The 15,814-nt window shown below is 56.1% G+C and carries 16 protein-coding genes; 10 read left to right on the top strand and 6 right to left on the bottom strand.

Annotation, left to right across the window (positions count from 1 at the left end; translation table 11 throughout):
* On the bottom strand, positions 1-58 hold a 58-nt coding region (locus FHC52_RS23100), incomplete at its 3' end, for an IS1 family transposase (RefSeq protein WP_136697432.1).
* Between the two features lie 114 nt (positions 59-172).
* Positions 173-358 (bottom strand): general stress protein, encoded by a 186-nt coding sequence (locus tag FHC52_RS21715; RefSeq protein ID WP_004150795.1) that lies wholly within the window; start codon positions 356-358, stop codon positions 173-175.
* A 528-nt stretch (positions 359-886) separates the two neighbouring features.
* On the opposite strand from FHC52_RS21715, the gene FHC52_RS21710 reads away from it, so the two are divergent.
* Both FHC52_RS21710 and FHC52_RS21705 read left to right on the top strand, forming a co-directional pair.
* A complete protein-coding gene (locus FHC52_RS21710) occupies positions 887-2,230 on the top strand; it encodes a VOC family protein (RefSeq protein ID WP_059360506.1) in 1,344 nt (447 codons plus the stop codon).
* Between the two features lie 43 nt (positions 2,231-2,273).
* Positions 2,274-3,779, top strand: coding sequence for a carboxylesterase/lipase family protein (locus FHC52_RS21705; RefSeq protein ID WP_063435480.1), 1,506 nt, complete (start codon positions 2,274-2,276; stop codon positions 3,777-3,779).
* Here the strand turns inward: FHC52_RS21705 and FHC52_RS21700 are convergent.
* Positions 3,766-4,608 (bottom strand): LysR family transcriptional regulator, encoded by an 843-nt coding sequence (locus tag FHC52_RS21700; protein WP_008502268.1) that lies wholly within the window; start codon positions 4,606-4,608, stop codon positions 3,766-3,768. The genes FHC52_RS21705 and FHC52_RS21700 overlap by 14 nt on opposite strands.
* Before the next feature lie 114 nt (positions 4,609-4,722).
* Between FHC52_RS21700 and FHC52_RS21695 the strand changes: the two genes are divergently transcribed.
* The 4 genes from FHC52_RS21695 (at position 4,723) to rimL (ending at position 9,217) form a co-directional block, all read left to right on the top strand.
* Positions 4,723-5,892 carry a pyridoxal phosphate-dependent aminotransferase gene (locus tag FHC52_RS21695; protein ID WP_021242532.1) on the top strand — a complete coding sequence of 390 codons (1,170 nt, stop codon included), beginning with the start codon at positions 4,723-4,725 and terminating at the stop codon, positions 5,890-5,892.
* Between the two features lie 10 nt (positions 5,893-5,902).
* Positions 5,903-6,676 carry a transporter substrate-binding domain-containing protein gene (locus tag FHC52_RS21690; RefSeq protein WP_021242531.1) on the top strand — a complete coding sequence of 258 codons (774 nt, stop codon included), beginning with the start codon at positions 5,903-5,905 and terminating at the stop codon, positions 6,674-6,676.
* A 242-nt stretch (positions 6,677-6,918) separates the two neighbouring features.
* Entirely contained in the window at positions 6,919-8,574 is a 1,656-nt protein-coding gene (locus FHC52_RS21685) for a glucan biosynthesis protein D (RefSeq protein ID WP_021242530.1), read from the top strand.
* Between the two features lie 103 nt (positions 8,575-8,677).
* Positions 8,678-9,217 (top strand): 50S ribosomal protein L7/L12-serine acetyltransferase, encoded by a 540-nt coding sequence (rimL, locus tag FHC52_RS21680; RefSeq protein ID WP_032651826.1) that lies wholly within the window; start codon positions 8,678-8,680, stop codon positions 9,215-9,217.
* On the opposite strand, the gene ydcK is transcribed toward rimL, so the two are convergent.
* Positions 9,212-10,192 (bottom strand): YdcK family protein, encoded by a 981-nt coding sequence (gene ydcK / locus FHC52_RS21675; protein WP_046092660.1) that lies wholly within the window; start codon positions 10,190-10,192, stop codon positions 9,212-9,214. The genes rimL and ydcK overlap by 6 nt on opposite strands.
* A 122-nt stretch (positions 10,193-10,314) precedes the next feature.
* Between ydcK and tehA the strand changes: the two genes are divergently transcribed.
* The gene (gene tehA, locus FHC52_RS21670; RefSeq protein ID WP_008502262.1) at positions 10,315-11,316 is read left to right on the top strand and encodes a dicarboxylate transporter/tellurite-resistance protein TehA; all 1,002 of its coding nucleotides are present in this window, start codon (positions 10,315-10,317) and stop codon (positions 11,314-11,316) included.
* Entirely contained in the window at positions 11,316-11,909 is a 594-nt protein-coding gene (gene tehB / locus FHC52_RS21665; protein WP_023327449.1) for a tellurite resistance methyltransferase TehB, read from the top strand. Before tehA ends, tehB begins: the two co-directional genes overlap by 1 nt.
* Here the strand turns inward: tehB and pepT are convergent.
* Entirely contained in the window at positions 11,906-13,135 is a 1,230-nt protein-coding gene (pepT, locus tag FHC52_RS21660) for a peptidase T (RefSeq protein WP_126288917.1), read from the bottom strand. The genes tehB and pepT overlap by 4 nt on opposite strands.
* Before the next feature lie 111 nt (positions 13,136-13,246).
* Here pepT and FHC52_RS21655 point away from each other — a divergent pair, with 111 nt between their 5' ends.
* Positions 13,247-14,842 carry an ABC transporter substrate-binding protein gene (locus FHC52_RS21655; RefSeq protein WP_126288927.1) on the top strand — a complete coding sequence of 532 codons (1,596 nt, stop codon included), beginning with the start codon at positions 13,247-13,249 and terminating at the stop codon, positions 14,840-14,842.
* A gap of 135 nt (positions 14,843-14,977) precedes the next feature.
* Positions 14,978-15,652 carry a DUF3313 domain-containing protein gene (locus FHC52_RS21650; RefSeq protein ID WP_008502258.1) on the top strand — a complete coding sequence of 225 codons (675 nt, stop codon included), beginning with the start codon at positions 14,978-14,980 and terminating at the stop codon, positions 15,650-15,652.
* A gap of 63 nt (positions 15,653-15,715) precedes the next feature.
* Here FHC52_RS21650 and FHC52_RS21645 read toward each other — a convergent pair.
* A partial coding sequence (locus FHC52_RS21645; RefSeq protein ID WP_000641146.1) for an IS1 family transposase occupies positions 15,716-15,814 on the bottom strand: 99 nt, incomplete at its 5' end.

Below are 15,814 nucleotides of genomic sequence, written 5' to 3'. Positions count from 1 at the left end.
TACGCACCACGCCTTCAGTAGCTGAACAGGAGGGACAGCTGATAGAAACAGAAGCCACTGGAGCACCTCAAAAACACCATCATACACTAAATCAGTAAGTTGGCACCATTACCTGCGAGCTTTTCAGCCCGCAGCATGCTCTCTGGTTTTATTAAAAGAGTACTAAATAAGATCAGGAGTTATCAGATTTACGGCCTCCGCCGTGACTGTTCTGTCCCCCTTTCTTACCCGCTTCAGATGCGCGTTGCGGATCGTTTTTAAAATTACCACCGCTGTGCTGGCCACCTTTACGTCCAGCTTCTGATGCTTTTTCACGGTCTTCAGCGAAATTACCGGAACCACCACGATGCTCTGCCATATTAAACCTCATAGTCATATATTGGTTATGTCAGTACGATACGAAAATATTCCGTATCACTCGTCGTTCGAGTAATAACTCTAGTCGCTGTGTGCGATCCGTCAAATGCGTTTTGCTATTTGCGGTTGCGTTATTTTTAAATATTTGTAAATTTGCGCTTCGCTTGCGTTGGAAATATGGATAGACAGGAAGGACTTGTAAACAACTGTTCAGATTATTCCTAACTTTGAGCTAAAAATTTGAAAGCTGAGGATAAAAATAATGACGCCCTCAAAATGGTTAATTTGCAGTCAGGGGAAAATAAAAAATACTCCTTTATGGCTAGAAAGCGAAACCATAAATAATTATAAGGAAAATCCTGGATAAAAAGCGACAGGCGCGAAAGGGCGGTTTCGTTAAGGCTTGTTCAGAGGCCAGTCGCACACGGTTTGACCACTGTCGTCTTAAGATCACAAATCAGAAATCTTTCCCCCCGGAAGGAACGGGTTTCTCTACACTCCAGGTAATATTCACTGGAGGCATGACATCATGGCGAACACCATCACGGCTGATGACATTCGGGAACACTTTTCGCAGGCTATGTCGGCGATGTACCAGCAGGAAGTTCCGCAGTACGGCACCTTGCTTGAACTGGTAGCGGACGTAAACCTGGCGGTGCTGGAAAATGATCCACTATTACATGAACAACTGGCAAACGCCGATGAGCTTGCGCGTCTGAACGTCGAGCGTCACGGGGCCATCCGCGTCGGCAGTGCGCAAGAACTTTCAACCCTGCGCCGTATGTTTGCCATTATGGGGATGTACCCGGTCAGCTATTACGATCTCTCCCAGGCGGGGGTGCCGGTCCACTCAACGGCATTTCGGCCGATTGATGATGCGGCGCTGTGCCGTAATCCGTTCCGCATCTTTACGTCGCTGCTGCGCCTTGAGCTGATTGAAAACGTCGCGCTGCGCGAACGTGCGGCGGAAATTCTGTCTCACCGAAACATCTTCACCCCGCGCTGTCTGGCGCTTCTCGATCTGTATGAATCGGAAGGGCAGTTTACCGTCGAGCAGGCGCAGGAGTTTGTGCAGGAAGCGCTGGAAACCTTCCGCTGGCACCGCCATGCGACGGTCGATCAGGAGACCTATCTCGCGCTGCATAACGAGCACCGGCTGATCGCCGATGTGGTCTGCTTCCCGGGCTGCCATATTAACCACCTGACGCCGCGCACGCTGGATATTGACCGGGTGCAGGAGCTGATGCCGAAGTACGGTATTGAGCCGAAAATTTTGATTGAAGGGCCGCCGCGTCGCGAGGTGCCCGTCCTGCTGCGTCAAACCAGTTTCAAGGCGCTGGAAGAGCCGGTGCTGTTTGCCGGTGAACACAAAGGCACCCACACCGCGCGCTTCGGTGAGATTGAGCAGCGCGGCGTGGCGCTGACCCCGAAAGGCCGGGAACTGTACGATAGCCTCCTTGCCCAGGCCGGCACCGGCAAAGATAACCTGACGCACCAGCTGCATCTGCAGGAGATCTTTAGCGCCTTCCCTGACAGCGAACTGTTAATGCGCCGTCAGGAGCTGGCGTATTTCCGCTACCGTCTGACGCCAGCGGGTGAAGCGCATCGCCATGCGTTCCGGCCGGGCGACGATCCGCAGCCGCTGATCGAGCGCGGATGGGTCGTCGCACAGCCGATCACCTACGAAGATTTCCTCCCGGTCAGCGCCGCGGGGATTTTCCAGTCCAATCTCGGGAATGAAACCCAGGCCCGCAGCCACGGTAACGCCAGCCGCGATGCGTTTGAAGCGGCCCTCGGCTGCCCGGTGTATGACGAATTTTCCCTCTATGAGGAGGCTGAAACGCGCAGCAAACAGCGTTGCGGTTTGCTCTGAAAGCGTTACTCTGCTGGGGTGTGATGGAAAAAATAAGGTCGTTATGCAAAATCCTTCCGCCCCTGTGGTTGAAACGCGCCAGGGCGCACTGTCTGGTTTAACCGATGAAAATGTCCACGTCTGGTGCGGTATTCCTTATGCCGCACCGCCCGTTGGCGAGTGGCGCTGGCGCTCCCCGAGGCATCCTGAGCCGTGGGATGGCGTTCGCGAGGCCACCGCCTTTTCGGCCTCAAGCTGGCAAAGCAGCGAATATTGCCAGGAGCTGGGCGGGGGCGATCCCGGTCAGTTCTCGGAAGACTGCCTCTATCTGAACGTCTGGTCTCCCACAGAGCGCGCCGGGCCGCTTCCGGTTATGGTCTGGCTGCACGGCGGCGGCTTTACCATCGGTGCGGGTGGCTTACCGCCCTATAACGGCAAAGCGCTGGCCACGCGCGGCGTGGTTGTGGTGACGATCAACTACCGTCTCGGTCATCTTGGTTTTTTTGCCCATCCCGCGCTGGAAGGCGAGGAAGATCGCGTGGTGCATAATTTTGCCCTGCTGGATCAGATCGCCGCCCTCGAATGGGTAAGGGACAATATCGCCGCATTTGGTGGCGACCCCGCTAACGTGACCCTGTTTGGCGAATCCGCGGGCGCGCGCAGCGTGCTCTCTCTGCTGGCCTCTCCGCTTGCAGAAGGATTGTTCCATAAGGCGATTGTGCAAAGCGGGTACACCTTGCCGGACACGCCGCGAGAGCAGGCGTTGCAAAAAGGGGAGGCGCTGGCCGCCCATTTTGGCCTGGAACAGGCGACAGCCGAACAACTGCGCGCCATTCCGCCGGAGGCGTTCTGGCCGCTCACCGCGCCGCTGAACATTGCTCCGGCCCCCATCGTCGGGGATTGCGTTCTGCCTGAAGCGATGCTGGACGTCTTTTTCGCCGCTCGCCAGCACCCCGTGCCGGTAATGATCGGCTCGAACAGCGATGAGGCCAGCGTGATGGCGGTGTTTGGCATCGATCTCGCCGGGCAAATCCAGAAGCTTCGCCGGGAGCGACGCTTCGGGCTGGGGCTGATTAAGCTGCTCTATCCGGGCGTCAAAGGCGATGAGGAACTGGGCAGGCAGGTGTGCCGCGACATGGCGTTCACCACGATGGGCTACGTCGTGATGCAGGCGCAGCAGCGCGTCGGCGGATTGTGCTGGCGTTACTGGTTCGACTATGTCGCGGAAGCGGAACATGCCACCTATATCAACGGCGCGTGGCACGGCAATGAAGTGCCTTACGTCTTTGATACCCTCGGCCAGGTGGAGCCTTCACGCCAGTATGTCAACGAACGGGATGTGCAGTTTGCTGCTCAGGTGGCCGATTACTGGGTGAGCTTTGCGCGAGACGCAGGACCTCGTGAGATCCTGCCCGGGCCGACGCACTGGCCCGCATGCCGTAAAGGGCGGGACGTTTTATTACGCATTGGCGTGAATAAACATGCAGGTTTCAGGCTTGAAAACCGCTTTATGCGCGCCCGGATGAGCCTCTTCAAACGGGTGATGAAGCACCACGTCAGCCTCGATTAAGCAAACAGGCGCGAAACGCCGCCAGCCCATTTTCCTCGCCTGGCGTTTCGCGCAGCACCAGCCGGTAGCTCGCGCCGGTTTTTATGCTGGTTTCATAAGGCCGCATCAGTCTTCCCGCGCGGACATCTTCGGCCACCAGCGTTTCGTCGGCAATGGCGACGCCCAGTCCCTGAATGGCGGCCGTGATGGCGAGATCCATCGTGTCGAAGTGTTGATTTTTGTGCATGGCAAAGCCCGGGCCTTCCTGTTTCGTCAGCCACAGCGACCAGTCTGTTTTATCCCTTGTCGGATGCAGGAACGTCAGCGATCCCAGCGCTGCACCCGCCCGCACCGGGCTTATCACCGGGGTGAGCGCCTCTTCGAACAGCAGGTCGCCTGCGCTCATGTGCGTGCCGAACACGATGGCCGCGTCGTAAGATTCGGTTTTGAAATTGACGTTATGATCGGTGGTGGTGGTCAGGGCGATCTGCAGATCCGGCTGCTCACGCTCCACCTCCAGCAGGCGCGGCACCAGCCAGCGCATGGCGCAGGTGGGCGCCTTGAGCCGGATCACGGTTTGCTGGCTGCGGGCCTGGTCGGCCACGGTCAGCAAGTGTTCGAACGCAGACTGCAGTTCCGGGAGCAGAGCGCAGCCCTGTGAAGAGAGGCGCAGGCCGCGCGCGTGGCGTTCAAAAAGCGGAAAGCCAAACCAGGCCTCGAGGGAGGCTATCTTGCGGCTCACGGCCCCCTGCGTCAGACAAAGCTCTGCGGCAGCATGGGTGAGATTCAGGTGACGCGCGGTGACTAAAAATGCGTCGATGGCATTGAGCGGGAGCGAACGGCGCGACATGAAAACACCTCAGCTATGCATTTTTCTCATGGCTATTATGACAACAATTCGATTGTCCCGACAACAGAGATGTTGTTTGAATAGTTATGCAATGTCCATGAGAAGGGAAAGAGGATGACTTTACAAACGCCTGTGCAAACGCGCTCCAAACTGCCCGATGTGGGCACCACGATCTTTACCGTTATCGGCCAGCTCTCGGCGCAGCATAACGCGATAAACCTTTCTCAGGGCGCACCGAATTTTTCCTGCGACCCGAAGCTTGTTGCGGGCGTCACCCGCGCGATGGAGGCAGGGCATAACCAGTACGCGTCGATGACCGGCCTGCAGACGCTCAAAGAGCGCATTGCCGACAAAATTGCCACGCTTTACGGCACGCAGTATGACCCGGGCCGCGAGGTGCTGGTGACCGCCAGCGCCAGCGAAGGGCTCTACTCGGCAATCAGCGGGCTGGTGCACCCGGGCGATGAGGTGATCTACTTTGAGCCCTCCTTTGACAGCTACGCGCCGATTGTCCGCCTGCAGGGGGCAACGCCGGTTGCCATCAGGCTCACCGTGCCGGATTTTGCCGTGAACTGGGACGAGGTTCGCGCCGCGATCACCCCGCGCACGCGCATGATTATCATCAATACGCCGCACAACCCGAGCGGTCAGGTCTTCTCCGCCGACGATCTGCAGCAGCTGGCGGCGCTGACCCGCAATACTGACATCATTATTTTGTCTGACGAAGTGTACGAACACGTGGTGTTTGACGGTGAGCCGCACCACGGGATGGCTACGCACCCGCAGCTGGCGGAGCGTAGCGTGATTATTTCTTCTTTCGGAAAAACGTATCACGTCACCGGCTGGCGCGTGGGTTACTGTGTTGCACCGGCGGTACTGATGGACGAGATTTGTAAAGTCCATCAATTTTTAATGTTCTCTGCCGATACGCCAATGCAGCACGCGTTTGCTGAACATATGGTCGACCCGCAAACCTGGCTGTCGCTGTCGGCGTTTTACCAGCGCAAGCGCGATCTGCTGCAGAGTCTGCTGGCCGATTCGCCGTTTACGCTGCTGCCAAGCGCCGGCTCGTTCTTCATGCTGGCGGACTACAGCCAGTTCAGCGACGAGCGCGACAGCGAGCTGGTGAAACGGCTGATCGTTGAGTACGGTGTTGCCACCATTCCGCTGTCGGCGTTTTATGCGGACGGTACGGATAATAAATTGATTCGTCTCTCTTTTGCGAAAGATGAGGCGACGTTACGGGCAGGTGCCCAGGCCCTGTGTCGGGTTAAACCACGCTAAGGAGTTTGAGATGAAATTACGCGCGCTAGTTGTCGGCATGGGATTGCTGTGTACCTTTTCCTCCTTCGCAGCGTCCGAGCTGCGTTACGGTCTGGAAGCCGAATATCCGCCGTTTGAAAGCCGCAATGCGGCAGGCGAACTGGAAGGATTTGACGTTGAGCTGGGGAATGCCATCTGCAAAGCGGCAGCGCTGAAGTGCAGCTGGGTGGAAACCTCGTTTGATGCGCTGATCCCGGGGCTGGTGGCGAAGAAGTTTGACGCCATCAACTCGGCGATGAATATCACCGAGCAGCGCCGCAAGAGCATTGATTTTACCCAGCCGATCTACCGTATTCCGTCGCAGCTGGTCGGCAAGGCCGGGACGGCGGTTGAGGCAACCCCAGAAGGGCTGAAGGGGAAAACCATCGGCGTGCTGCAGGGGTCGATTCAGGAAACCTATGCCAAAGAGCACTGGGAAAAGCAGGGTGTCACCGTGGTGTCGTATAAAGATCAGAATATGGCCTGGGGCGATCTGCTGAATGGCCGTATCGACGCCTCGCTGGTCATGTCCGCGGCCGGGCAGGCAGGTTTCCTCAGCAAGCCGCAGGGAAAAGGGTTTGGCTTCATCGGCAAACCGGTGTCTGACGACACCATCCTCGGCAGTGGGATCGGTTTTGGGTTGCGCAAAGGTGATGAGGCCACCAAAAAGCAGCTTGATGCCGCAATTGATAAGGTACGTGCCGACGGCACGATCGCCAAACTCGCTGATAAGTACTTCCCGGGTATCGATGTCAGCGTAAAATAACCGCCTCATTGGCCCCGTCAGCTGATGTCCTGACGGGGCATTTTTATACACATTTTCCAGGCTTTCTTTACACCACTTTCGGGCCGTTCTGGTCGACAGAAAATATTTCTCACTTTGTTCATATAATCACCGGCCAACAATTGGATTCTTAACCATTTTTGTTTAGGCTGTGCGTTCTTTCTTGCCGTCATTTCGCCGAGCGCGGAACACATTCACACGACCATAAGGACGTTTTTCCAGGCATGAATCGCAGACGTTTTCTAAAAGGCTCGCTGGCAGTGGCAGCCCTGAGCGGCACATCCGGCCTTGCTTCCCTATTTTCCAAAGCGGCATACGCTGCCGACTCTGACATTGCTGACGGCCAGAGCCGTCGTTTTGACTTCTCCGTACTGCAATCCATGGCGCATGACCTGGCGAAAACCCCGTGGGGTGGCGCGCCGCGTCCGCTGCCTGAGACGCTGGCAACCATGACGCCGCAGGCGTACAACGCCATTCGCTACGACGAAAAGCAGTCTCTGTGGAACAACATTGAAGGACGTCAACTGGACGTGCAGTTTTTCCATATGGGAATGGGATTCCGCCGCCGCGTGCGGATGTTCTCGCTGGACCAGTCGACCTCTATGGCGCGCGAGATCCACTTCCGTCCTGAGCTGTTCAGCTACGGTGAAACGGGCGTGGATACCAAACAGCTGGAAGGGCAAAGCGATCTCGGCTTTGCGGGCTTCCGCGCGTTTAAGGCGCCGGAGCTGGCGCGTCGCGATATCGTCTCTTTCCTGGGGGCCAGCTATTTCCGTGCGGTGGACGACACCTACCAGTACGGCCTTTCCGCCCGCGGTCTGGCGGTAGACACCTTTACCGACACGCCGGAAGAGTTCCCGGACTTTACCGCCTTCTGGTTTGAAACCGTCAAGCCCGGCGACACCACCTTTACCGTCTATACGCTGCTGGATAGCCCGAGCATCACCGGCGCCTATAAGTTCGTGATCCACTGCGAGAAGAGCCAGGTGATCATGGAGGTGGAAAACCACCTCTATGCGCGTAAGGACATCAAGCAGCTCGGCATCGCGCCGATGACCAGCATGTTCAGCTGCGGCAATAACGAACGCCGCATGTGCGACACCATTCACCCGCAAATTCACGACTCCGACCGCCTGGCGATGTGGCGCGGCAACGGGGAGTGGATTTGTCGTCCGCTGAACAACCCGCAGAAGCTGCAGTTCAACGCCTATATGGATAAAAACCCGAAAGGGTTCGGGCTGCTGCAGCTCGATCGCGATTTCTCGCACTATCAGGACGTGATGGGGTGGTACAACAAGCGCCCAAGCCTGTGGGTGGAACCGCGTAACGACTGGGGTAAAGGCGCGGTTGGCCTGATGGAGATCCCGACCACCGGCGAAACGCTGGATAACGTGGTCTGCTTCTGGCAGCCGGAAAAAGCGGTGAAAGCGGGCGACGAGCTGGACTTCAAATATCGCCTCTACTGGAGCGCGATGCCGCCGGTGCGCTCCCCGCTGGCGAACGTTTATGCGACCCGCACCGGCATGGGCGGCTTCCCGGAAGGCTGGGCTCCAGGGGAAAACTACCCGAAAGTGTGGGCCCGTCGCTTTGCGATTGACTTCGTCGGTGGCGACCTGAAGGCCGCTGCGCCAAAAGGCATCGAGCCGGTGATTACGCTCTCCAGCGGTGAAGCGAAGCAGGTGGAGATCCTCTACGTTGAGCCGTTTGACGGCTATCGCATTCTGTTTGACTGGTACCCGACGTCGGATTCGACGGAGCCGGTGGATATGCGCCTGTTCCTGCGCTGTCAGGGCGACGCCATCAGTGAAACCTGGCTGTATCAGTATTTCCCGCCGGCGCCGGATAAACGTCAGTACGTTGACGACAGGGTAATGCGTTAACCCTTGTGGGATTGTGCCGGGTGGCGGCTTCGCCTTACCCGGCCTACAGTTTCGAAACGTAGGCCGGGTAAGCGCTAGCGCCACCCGGCAATTGAGAGGCACCATGTCTTCAGAAATCATCCCCGTCACCCAGGATATCGAACTTCGCGCCGTCGAAGAGCGCTACACCGCCGACCTGCACAATCTCGTTGTTAAAAACAGAGCCTTTCTGCAAACAGCCTTTGACTGGGCGCAGCACGTGGGCAGCGAAGAGGATACCCGCCGCAACGTGCAGAGCAACCAGATGCTTCACCAGCGCGGCTACGCCAAAATGTTTCTGATCTTCAAGGATGATGCGCTGGTTGGCGTCCTGTCGTTCAACACGATTGAACCGACCAACAAAGCCGGCTACATCGGCTACTGGCTGGATGAAGCCCACCAGGGGCAGGGCATTCTCTCTCAGTCACTGCAGGCGTTTATGCGCTACTACGCTGAACGCGGTGAGATCCGCCGTTTTGTGATCAAGTGTCGGGTGGCGAATCAGCAAAGCAACAGCGTTGCCGTGCGCAACGGTTTTACGCTGGAAGGGTGCCTGCGGGAAGCGGAATACCTGAATGGCCGCTTTGACGACGTGAATATCTACGGCAGGATTTATACCCTATAACGCACCCAGCAGCGGCGTGCGGGTGATGCGCTGGTCGCCGTTTATCACTTTTTCGCCGCGCAGATGAATGCTCTCGCCAGCAAACGCTTCTATGACCGCATCGTCGGTGATTTCAACCCGATGCTCGATAAGCACATCCCCGCTGATTCGCGCGCGCCCCTGGATCACCACTTTATCATCCAGCATGATCGGCCCGCCGCGCAGCCATGCCTGACCGCCAATCAGGACGTGATGCTTGATGACGCAGTTGCCTTCAACCACGGCATTCTCCGCAATCTGCGAGCTGTAGCGCACCGTCGGGATGGCATCGTCGTCGAAACCGGCTATCACGCGGGCGTTGCCGTAGACTTTCGCGCAGTCGCACACCCAGACGTTGTTGAGTTCGTTACCCTCCAGGATCGCGTTGTCGAAGACTTCGGCCCGGTGTTCAACGAAGGCAAAATTAACCATCGCCTCGCCGTAGATTTGCGCCTGGTGCACAATGCGCGACTGGCTCACCGTCGCCTTATCGTAGATTTGCAGAATCTGTTCATGGTCCGGCGTCAGCCCTTTGGCAGCAATGACCACGCTGTGATGCAGCACGCGCGCGTCGCCGTAGATATGGCACTCGCCCCGTACGCAGGATTGCTGAATGGTGACATTGTCACTTATTCGCGCCCCGTGACTGACCTCCGCGCCGTCCAGCCAGCAGCTGTCGCCGATATGCGCGTCATGGCTAATGATGCATGGAAGGGTAAGCCGCGCGTTGCCGGATACGGTTGCCCCGGCGAACACCACGCTGTTTTCATCGTAGATCCAGCAGTCGCCGTCCTGTGCGAGGGCGCGCTCATCGTCAATCCAGCCGCCTCTCGTGCCGACCGTCACGTCGTTAAAGTCCGCCGTGGCGATAATCTGCCGCAGCGTCGTGGCGTGGGTGGTTTCGCCGTTTTTCCATTGCCAGAGGCGGGTTTCATCGCTGAGCCGGTACTTTTTCATCGTTTGATCTCTGGTAAGCATCTCAACTAAACGTAGCAAATTTTCGGCTTTTCGTTTTGCTGGCATCCGCTGCAGAAACCGCTTAAAATGGCATTTAAAATACATTTTAAAAATTAAAATTAATGAATAAATTTAACAAACCCCAACAGGTACTTAACTTGCCCGCAGGGTATTTTGGCATGGTGCTTGGCATCATCGGGATGGGTTTCGCCTGGCGATACGCCAGCACCCTCTGGCCAGTGACGCGTTGGCCGGGTGAGGGCCTCGTAGCCCTTGCGGTGATATGCTGGTTTCTTTTAACGGTCGCGTTTGTGACGCGTGCGATCCGTTTCCCCCGCAGCGTGCTGGCAGAGATGCGACACCCGGTGATGAGCAGTTTTGTCAGCCTTTTCCCGGCCACGACGATGCTGGTCGCCATCGGCTTTGTCCCCTGGTTTCGCGCGGTGTCACTGGCATTGTTTGGCATTGGCGTGGTGGTGCAGCTTGCATACTCCGCCTGGCAAAGCGCCGGGTTATGGCGCGGGAAACATCCGCAAGAGGCGACCACGCCTGGATTATATCTGCCTACGGTGGCGAATAATTTTATCAGCGCGATGGCATGCGGTGCCCTGGGCTTCAACGATGCAGGGTTAGTCTTCCTTGGCGCAGGCGTCTTTTCCTGGCTCAGCCTGGAACCGGTTATTCTTCAGCGTCTTCGTAGTGCAGGAGAACTGCCCTCCGCACTGCGTACTTCATTGGGTATTCAACTGGCGCCCGCGCTGGTGGCATGTAGCGCCTGGTTCAGCGTAAATGGCGGTCAGGCGGATACGTTTGCGAAAATGCTGTTCGGCTATGGTCTGCTGCAGCTGCTATTTATGCTCCGCCTGATGCCATGGTATTTGTCCCAGCCGTTCAATGCCTCATTCTGGAGTTTTTCCTTTGGCGTATCGGCCCTGGCAACCACGGGTCTGCACCTGGGACAAAGCAGTCCGACGGGCTTTTTTCACGCCATTGCCGTGCCGCTGTTTATCTTCACCAACGCGATTATTGGGTGGCTGTTGGTGCGTACATTGATTCTGCTGCTTCAGGGCAAACTTCTGGTTCGTGCTGATAAAGCGCAGCTTATGCAATCCGAGGAACAATAATGACCGTCGATGAGAATTACTTCACTGAGAAATATGGCTTAACCCGTACTCATTCAGAGGTGCTGTACAGCGCGGAGATCGTGAAGCCCGGTAAAACGCTGGATCTGGGCTGCGGCAACGGCCGTAACAGCCTTTATCTTGCAGCCAACGGCTACGAAGTCACCGCGTGGGACAAGAACCCGATGAGCATCGACAATATCGAGCGCATCAAGGCGGAAGAAGGGATCGCTAATCTGCATACCGCGATTAAGGATCTGAACAACCTGAGCTTTGACGGCCAGTACGATTTTATTCTCTCTACCGTGGTGCTGATGTTCCTGGAGGCAAAAACCATCCCGGGCCTTATCGCCAGTATGCAGCGCTGCACGACGCCGGGCGGTTACAATCTGATCGTTGCCGCCATGGATACGGCAGACTACCCCTGCACGGTCGGCTTCCCGTTTGCGTTCAGGAGCGGTGAGCTGAGCAACTACTACGAAGGCTGGGAGTTGCTCAAATACAACGAGGACGTTGGCGAACTGCACCGCACCGATGAAAACGGCAACCGCATCAAGCTGCGCTTTGCCACGATGCTGGCACGCAAGCCCGCTTAACGCGCGGCCAGCAGGCAGATCTGCAGGGCAGTCTTATAAGACGCCTCAAACGACGACAGCGGCAGGAATTCAAACTTCGAGTGGAAGTTATGCGCCCCGGTGAAGAAGTTCGGGGTGAGTAGCCCTTTAGCCGAGAGCGCCGCGCCGTCGGTGCCGCCGCGCATCGGCGTCGGTTTCGGCGTGATGCCGAGCGATTCCATCGCCTCGAACATCAGATCGATGGCGCGTCGGTCTTCGCCAATCGCATTGCTGATATTGCTGTAGGTCTCTTCAATGCGATAGTCCACGCTGGCCGTCGGATATTGGGCGGCAATCAGCGCGGCCACGTCGGCAATCTGCTGCTTGCGCGCGGCAAAGCGCTCCTTGTCAAAGTCGCGGATATTGGCCTTAAGAACGGCCTCGTTCTGTCCGGCCTGAATGCCGTTAAACCAGATATAGCCTTCACGTCCCTCGGTGCACTCGGGCGTTTGCTGGCGGTCAAAATGGCTGATGTAGTCAGTCGCCATCAGCAGGGGATTTACCAGCACGCCTTTCGCGGACATCGGGTGCGCCGTCACGCCGGTAAAGCGGATTTCCGCGGCTGCCGCATTAAAGTTTTCGTAGACAATTTCCCCCAGCTCGCAGCAGTCGATAGTCCAGGCGAAGTCGACGTCAAAGCGCTTTAGATCGAGCGCCTTGGCACCGTTCAGGCCGATCTCTTCGTCAGGCACAAACGCCACGACGATATCCCCATGCCGATGCTCCGCCGTCAGGTTTTCCAGCACCGTCATGACCACCGTGACCGCCGATTTATTATCGGCACCCAATACGCTGGTTCCGTCGCTGAAAATAATCTCCTCGTTCGGATAAGCCAGAATTTCAGGGTGCTCCTCTACCCGCAGCCAGATGTCTTTCTCTTTATTCAGACAGAGATCTTCACCGGTAAACGTTAATATTTGTGGATGAATATCCGGTGAAAGTCCCACGTCGACGGTATCAATATGGGTAATAAAGCCGATGCGCGGCGCACCGGGCACGTTGCCTTTTTTTACCGCCGTTACCGTGGCAAATTCATCAATCACAATATCGTCCAACCCCAGCTGTGCCAGCTCCTGCGCCAGCTCGCGCGCCATGTCGTGCTGGCCCGGCGTTGAGGGCAGGGTTTTGACTCTGGGATCGCTCTGGCTGGTGATCGCGAGATAGCGGAAAAAACGGTGCGTTAATTGTCTGGAAAGCGGCGAGCCCATAGTGATTTGTTCCTTATTTATTTTTCGGGTGTTTGCCACTTCACTTTAATGTTATTTATGAAATGGCAAAAGAATTAATTAGCCGTCGAATTAAAAAGACAGGAATAAATGATGACAAGCAAACTCACAACTTTCACATTGGCGCTCGCGGCACTCACGGTCAGTTCCGCCGTCGCTGCAAAAACGCTGGTGTATTGCTCCGAAGGATCGCCGGAAAACTTTAACCCTCAGCTATACACCTCGGGAACCAGCGTCGACGCCAGCGCCGTGCCGGTCTATAACCGTCTGGTCGATTTCAAACCCGGCACCACGGAGCTGGTGCCGAGCCTGGCGGAGCGCTGGGAGGTGAGCGACGACGGCAAGGTTTACACCTTCCATCTGCGTCAGGGCGTGAAGTTCCAGAGCAATAAATCCTTCACGCCGACCCGCGACTTTAACGCCGACGACGTGATTTTCTCGTTTATGCGCCAGAAAGACGTGAATCATCCCTACCACAACGTCTCTAACGGCAGCTACTCCAACTTCGAAAGCCTGGAGTTCGGCAGCCTGATAACCGCCATTGATAAAGTCGATGACCACACCGTGCGCTTTACCCTGGCGCACCCGGAAGCGCCGTTTGTCGCCGATCTGGCCTGGTATTTTGCCTCAATCCTTTCGGCGGAGTATGCCGACGCGATGCTGAAAGCGGGCACGCCGGAGAAGGTGGATATGGAGCCCATCGGCACCGGGCCGTTTAAGCTGGCGCAGTATCAGAAGGATTCCCGGATCCTGTTCACGGCGTTTGCCGACTACTGGCAGGGGAAATCGAAGCTGGACAGGCTGGTGTTTAGCATCACCCCGGATGCCTCCGTGCGTTTTGCCAAAATTGAAAAGAACGAATGTCAGGTGATGCCGTTCCCGAACCCGGCCGATCTGCCGCGCATGAAGGCCAATAAAGATATCAACCTGATGAGCAAAGCCGGACTGAACACCGGTTTTCTGGCGTTCAATACCCAAAAACCACCGCTGAATAACGTAAAAGTCCGTCAGGCGCTGGCGATGGCCATCAACAAACCGGCCATTATTGACGCGGTGTTCCACGGTACCGGCACCGTGGCGAAGAATCTGCTGCCGCCGGGCGTCTGGAGCGCCGACAGCGAGCTTAAGGATTACGACTACGATCCTGAAAAAGCCAAAGCGCTGCTGAAAGAGGCCGGCTTTGCCAGCGGCGTCAGCATCGATTTATGGGCGATGCCGGTCCAGCGGCCCTATAACCCGAATGCGAAACGCATGGCGGAGATGATTCAGGCGGACTGGGCGAAAATTGGCGTACAGACCAAAATCGTTACCTACGAGTGGGGCGAATACCTTAAGCGTGTGAAGGGCGGGGAACATCAGGCTGCGCTGATGGGCTGGACGACCGCAACGGGCGATCCTGACAACTTCTTCGGCCCGCTGTTTACCTGCACCTCGGCAAACGGTGGATCAAATTCGGCGAAATGGTGCTATAAGCCGTTTGATAAGATCGTTGCTGAAGCCAAATCGATAACCGATCATGATAAACGGGTGGCGCTGTATAAACAGGCTCAGCAGATGATGCATGACCAGATGCCTGCGGTGATGATTGCGCATTCAACGATTTTCGAACCGGTGCGCAAGGAGGTGAAGGGCTATGAAATCGACCCGTTTGGCAAACATCTGTTCTGGCAAGTGGATATAAATCAGTAATTTTTCACTGCCCGGCATGCGTCCGGGCAATCTTTTTGCAATTTGTGCTCCCGGCATCATTTTTTGTCACAACAAACCCGCCAGACTTTTGCTATAACTTCAAATGCATACTTGCAGATAACATGGAAAACTATCATGCGTACTCAAACTTTTTTTAAAGTTGCAGTGCTTACTGGTCTGTTGGCGTTGGCGGGCTGTTCTTCAAAAGTCGCCGCTCCGGAACAATACTCCGGCTTTTTAAAAGATTATTCAGGCTTACAGCAAACGACCTCGGCGACGGGAAAACCAACGCTGCGTTGGGTCGATCCTTCGTATAACGAAGCCAATTACGACAGCATTCTCTGGACGCCAATTACCTATTATCCAACGCCAAAACCCACCACGCAAATTGGGCAAAAAACGCTTGATGAGTTGTTGAATTACACCAATAACAAAATGAAAACGGCGATTGGTACGCGTAAGCCAGTTGTCACCACGCCGGGTAAACACAGCCTGATTTTCCGTGGCGCGATTACCGGGGTGAGTTCGCAGAAAGAGGGGCTGCAGTTCTATGAAGTGGTGCCTGTTGCGCTGGTGGTTGCCGGGACGCAGATGGCAACCGGACACCGCACCATGGATACGCATCTCTTCTTTGAAGGCGAGCTGATCGATGCGGCCACCAACAAACCGGTTATGAAGGTGGTACGTAAAGGCGAAGGTAAAGAGCTGAATAACGAAAACACACCAATGACCTTTGCGACGCTGAAGCAGGTTGTTGATGACATGGCGACGGACGCCACCATGTTTGATGTGAAAAAGACTGCGAAATAAAATAAAACGGCCTGCGTAATGCAGGCCTTTTTATTGTCATCCCTAAACGGTAATGACTCCAACTTACTGATAGTGTTTTATGTTCAGATAATGCCCGATGACTTTGTCATGCAGCTCCACCGATTTTGAGAACGACAGTGACTTCCTGCCCAGCCTTGCCAG

Origin of the sequence: Enterobacter sp. EC_64, assembly GCF_019584165.1 — a bacterium.
Lineage (GTDB): Bacteria > Pseudomonadota > Gammaproteobacteria > Enterobacterales > Enterobacteriaceae > Enterobacter > Enterobacter roggenkampii.
The sequence above is the reverse complement of the archived record's forward strand: the minus strand, read 5'-3'. Positions and strand labels throughout refer to the sequence as shown.

Bases quoted from the DNA above. Each gene is read 5' to 3' on its own strand.
- FHC52_RS21705 (WP_063435480.1), top strand. From the start codon at position 2,274: ATGCAAAATCCTTCCGCCCCTGTGGTTGAAACGCGCCAGGGCGCACTG.
- FHC52_RS21690 (WP_021242531.1), top strand. From the start codon at position 5,903: ATGAAATTACGCGCGCTAGTTGTCGGCATGGGATTGCTGTGTACCTTT.
- pepT (WP_126288917.1), bottom strand. From the start codon at position 13,135: ATGGGCTCGCCGCTTTCCAGACAATTAACGCACCGTTTTTTCCGCTAT.
- ydcK (WP_046092660.1), bottom strand. From the start codon at position 10,192: ATGAAAAAGTACCGGCTCAGCGATGAAACCCGCCTCTGGCAATGGAAA.
- FHC52_RS21715 (WP_004150795.1), bottom strand. From the start codon at position 358: ATGGCAGAGCATCGTGGTGGTTCCGGTAATTTCGCTGAAGACCGTGAA.
- rimL (WP_032651826.1), top strand. From the start codon at position 8,678: ATGTCTTCAGAAATCATCCCCGTCACCCAGGATATCGAACTTCGCGCC.
- FHC52_RS21650 (WP_008502258.1), top strand. From the start codon at position 14,978: ATGCGTACTCAAACTTTTTTTAAAGTTGCAGTGCTTACTGGTCTGTTG.
- tehB (WP_023327449.1), top strand. From the start codon at position 11,316: ATGACCGTCGATGAGAATTACTTCACTGAGAAATATGGCTTAACCCGT.
- tehA (WP_008502262.1), top strand. From the start codon at position 10,315: ATGAATAAATTTAACAAACCCCAACAGGTACTTAACTTGCCCGCAGGG.
- FHC52_RS21655 (WP_126288927.1), top strand. From the start codon at position 13,247: ATGACAAGCAAACTCACAACTTTCACATTGGCGCTCGCGGCACTCACG.
- FHC52_RS21685 (WP_021242530.1), top strand. From the start codon at position 6,919: ATGAATCGCAGACGTTTTCTAAAAGGCTCGCTGGCAGTGGCAGCCCTG.
- FHC52_RS21700 (WP_008502268.1), bottom strand. From the start codon at position 4,608: ATGTCGCGCCGTTCGCTCCCGCTCAATGCCATCGACGCATTTTTAGTC.
- FHC52_RS21710 (WP_059360506.1), top strand. From the start codon at position 887: ATGGCGAACACCATCACGGCTGATGACATTCGGGAACACTTTTCGCAG.
- FHC52_RS21695 (WP_021242532.1), top strand. From the start codon at position 4,723: ATGACTTTACAAACGCCTGTGCAAACGCGCTCCAAACTGCCCGATGTG.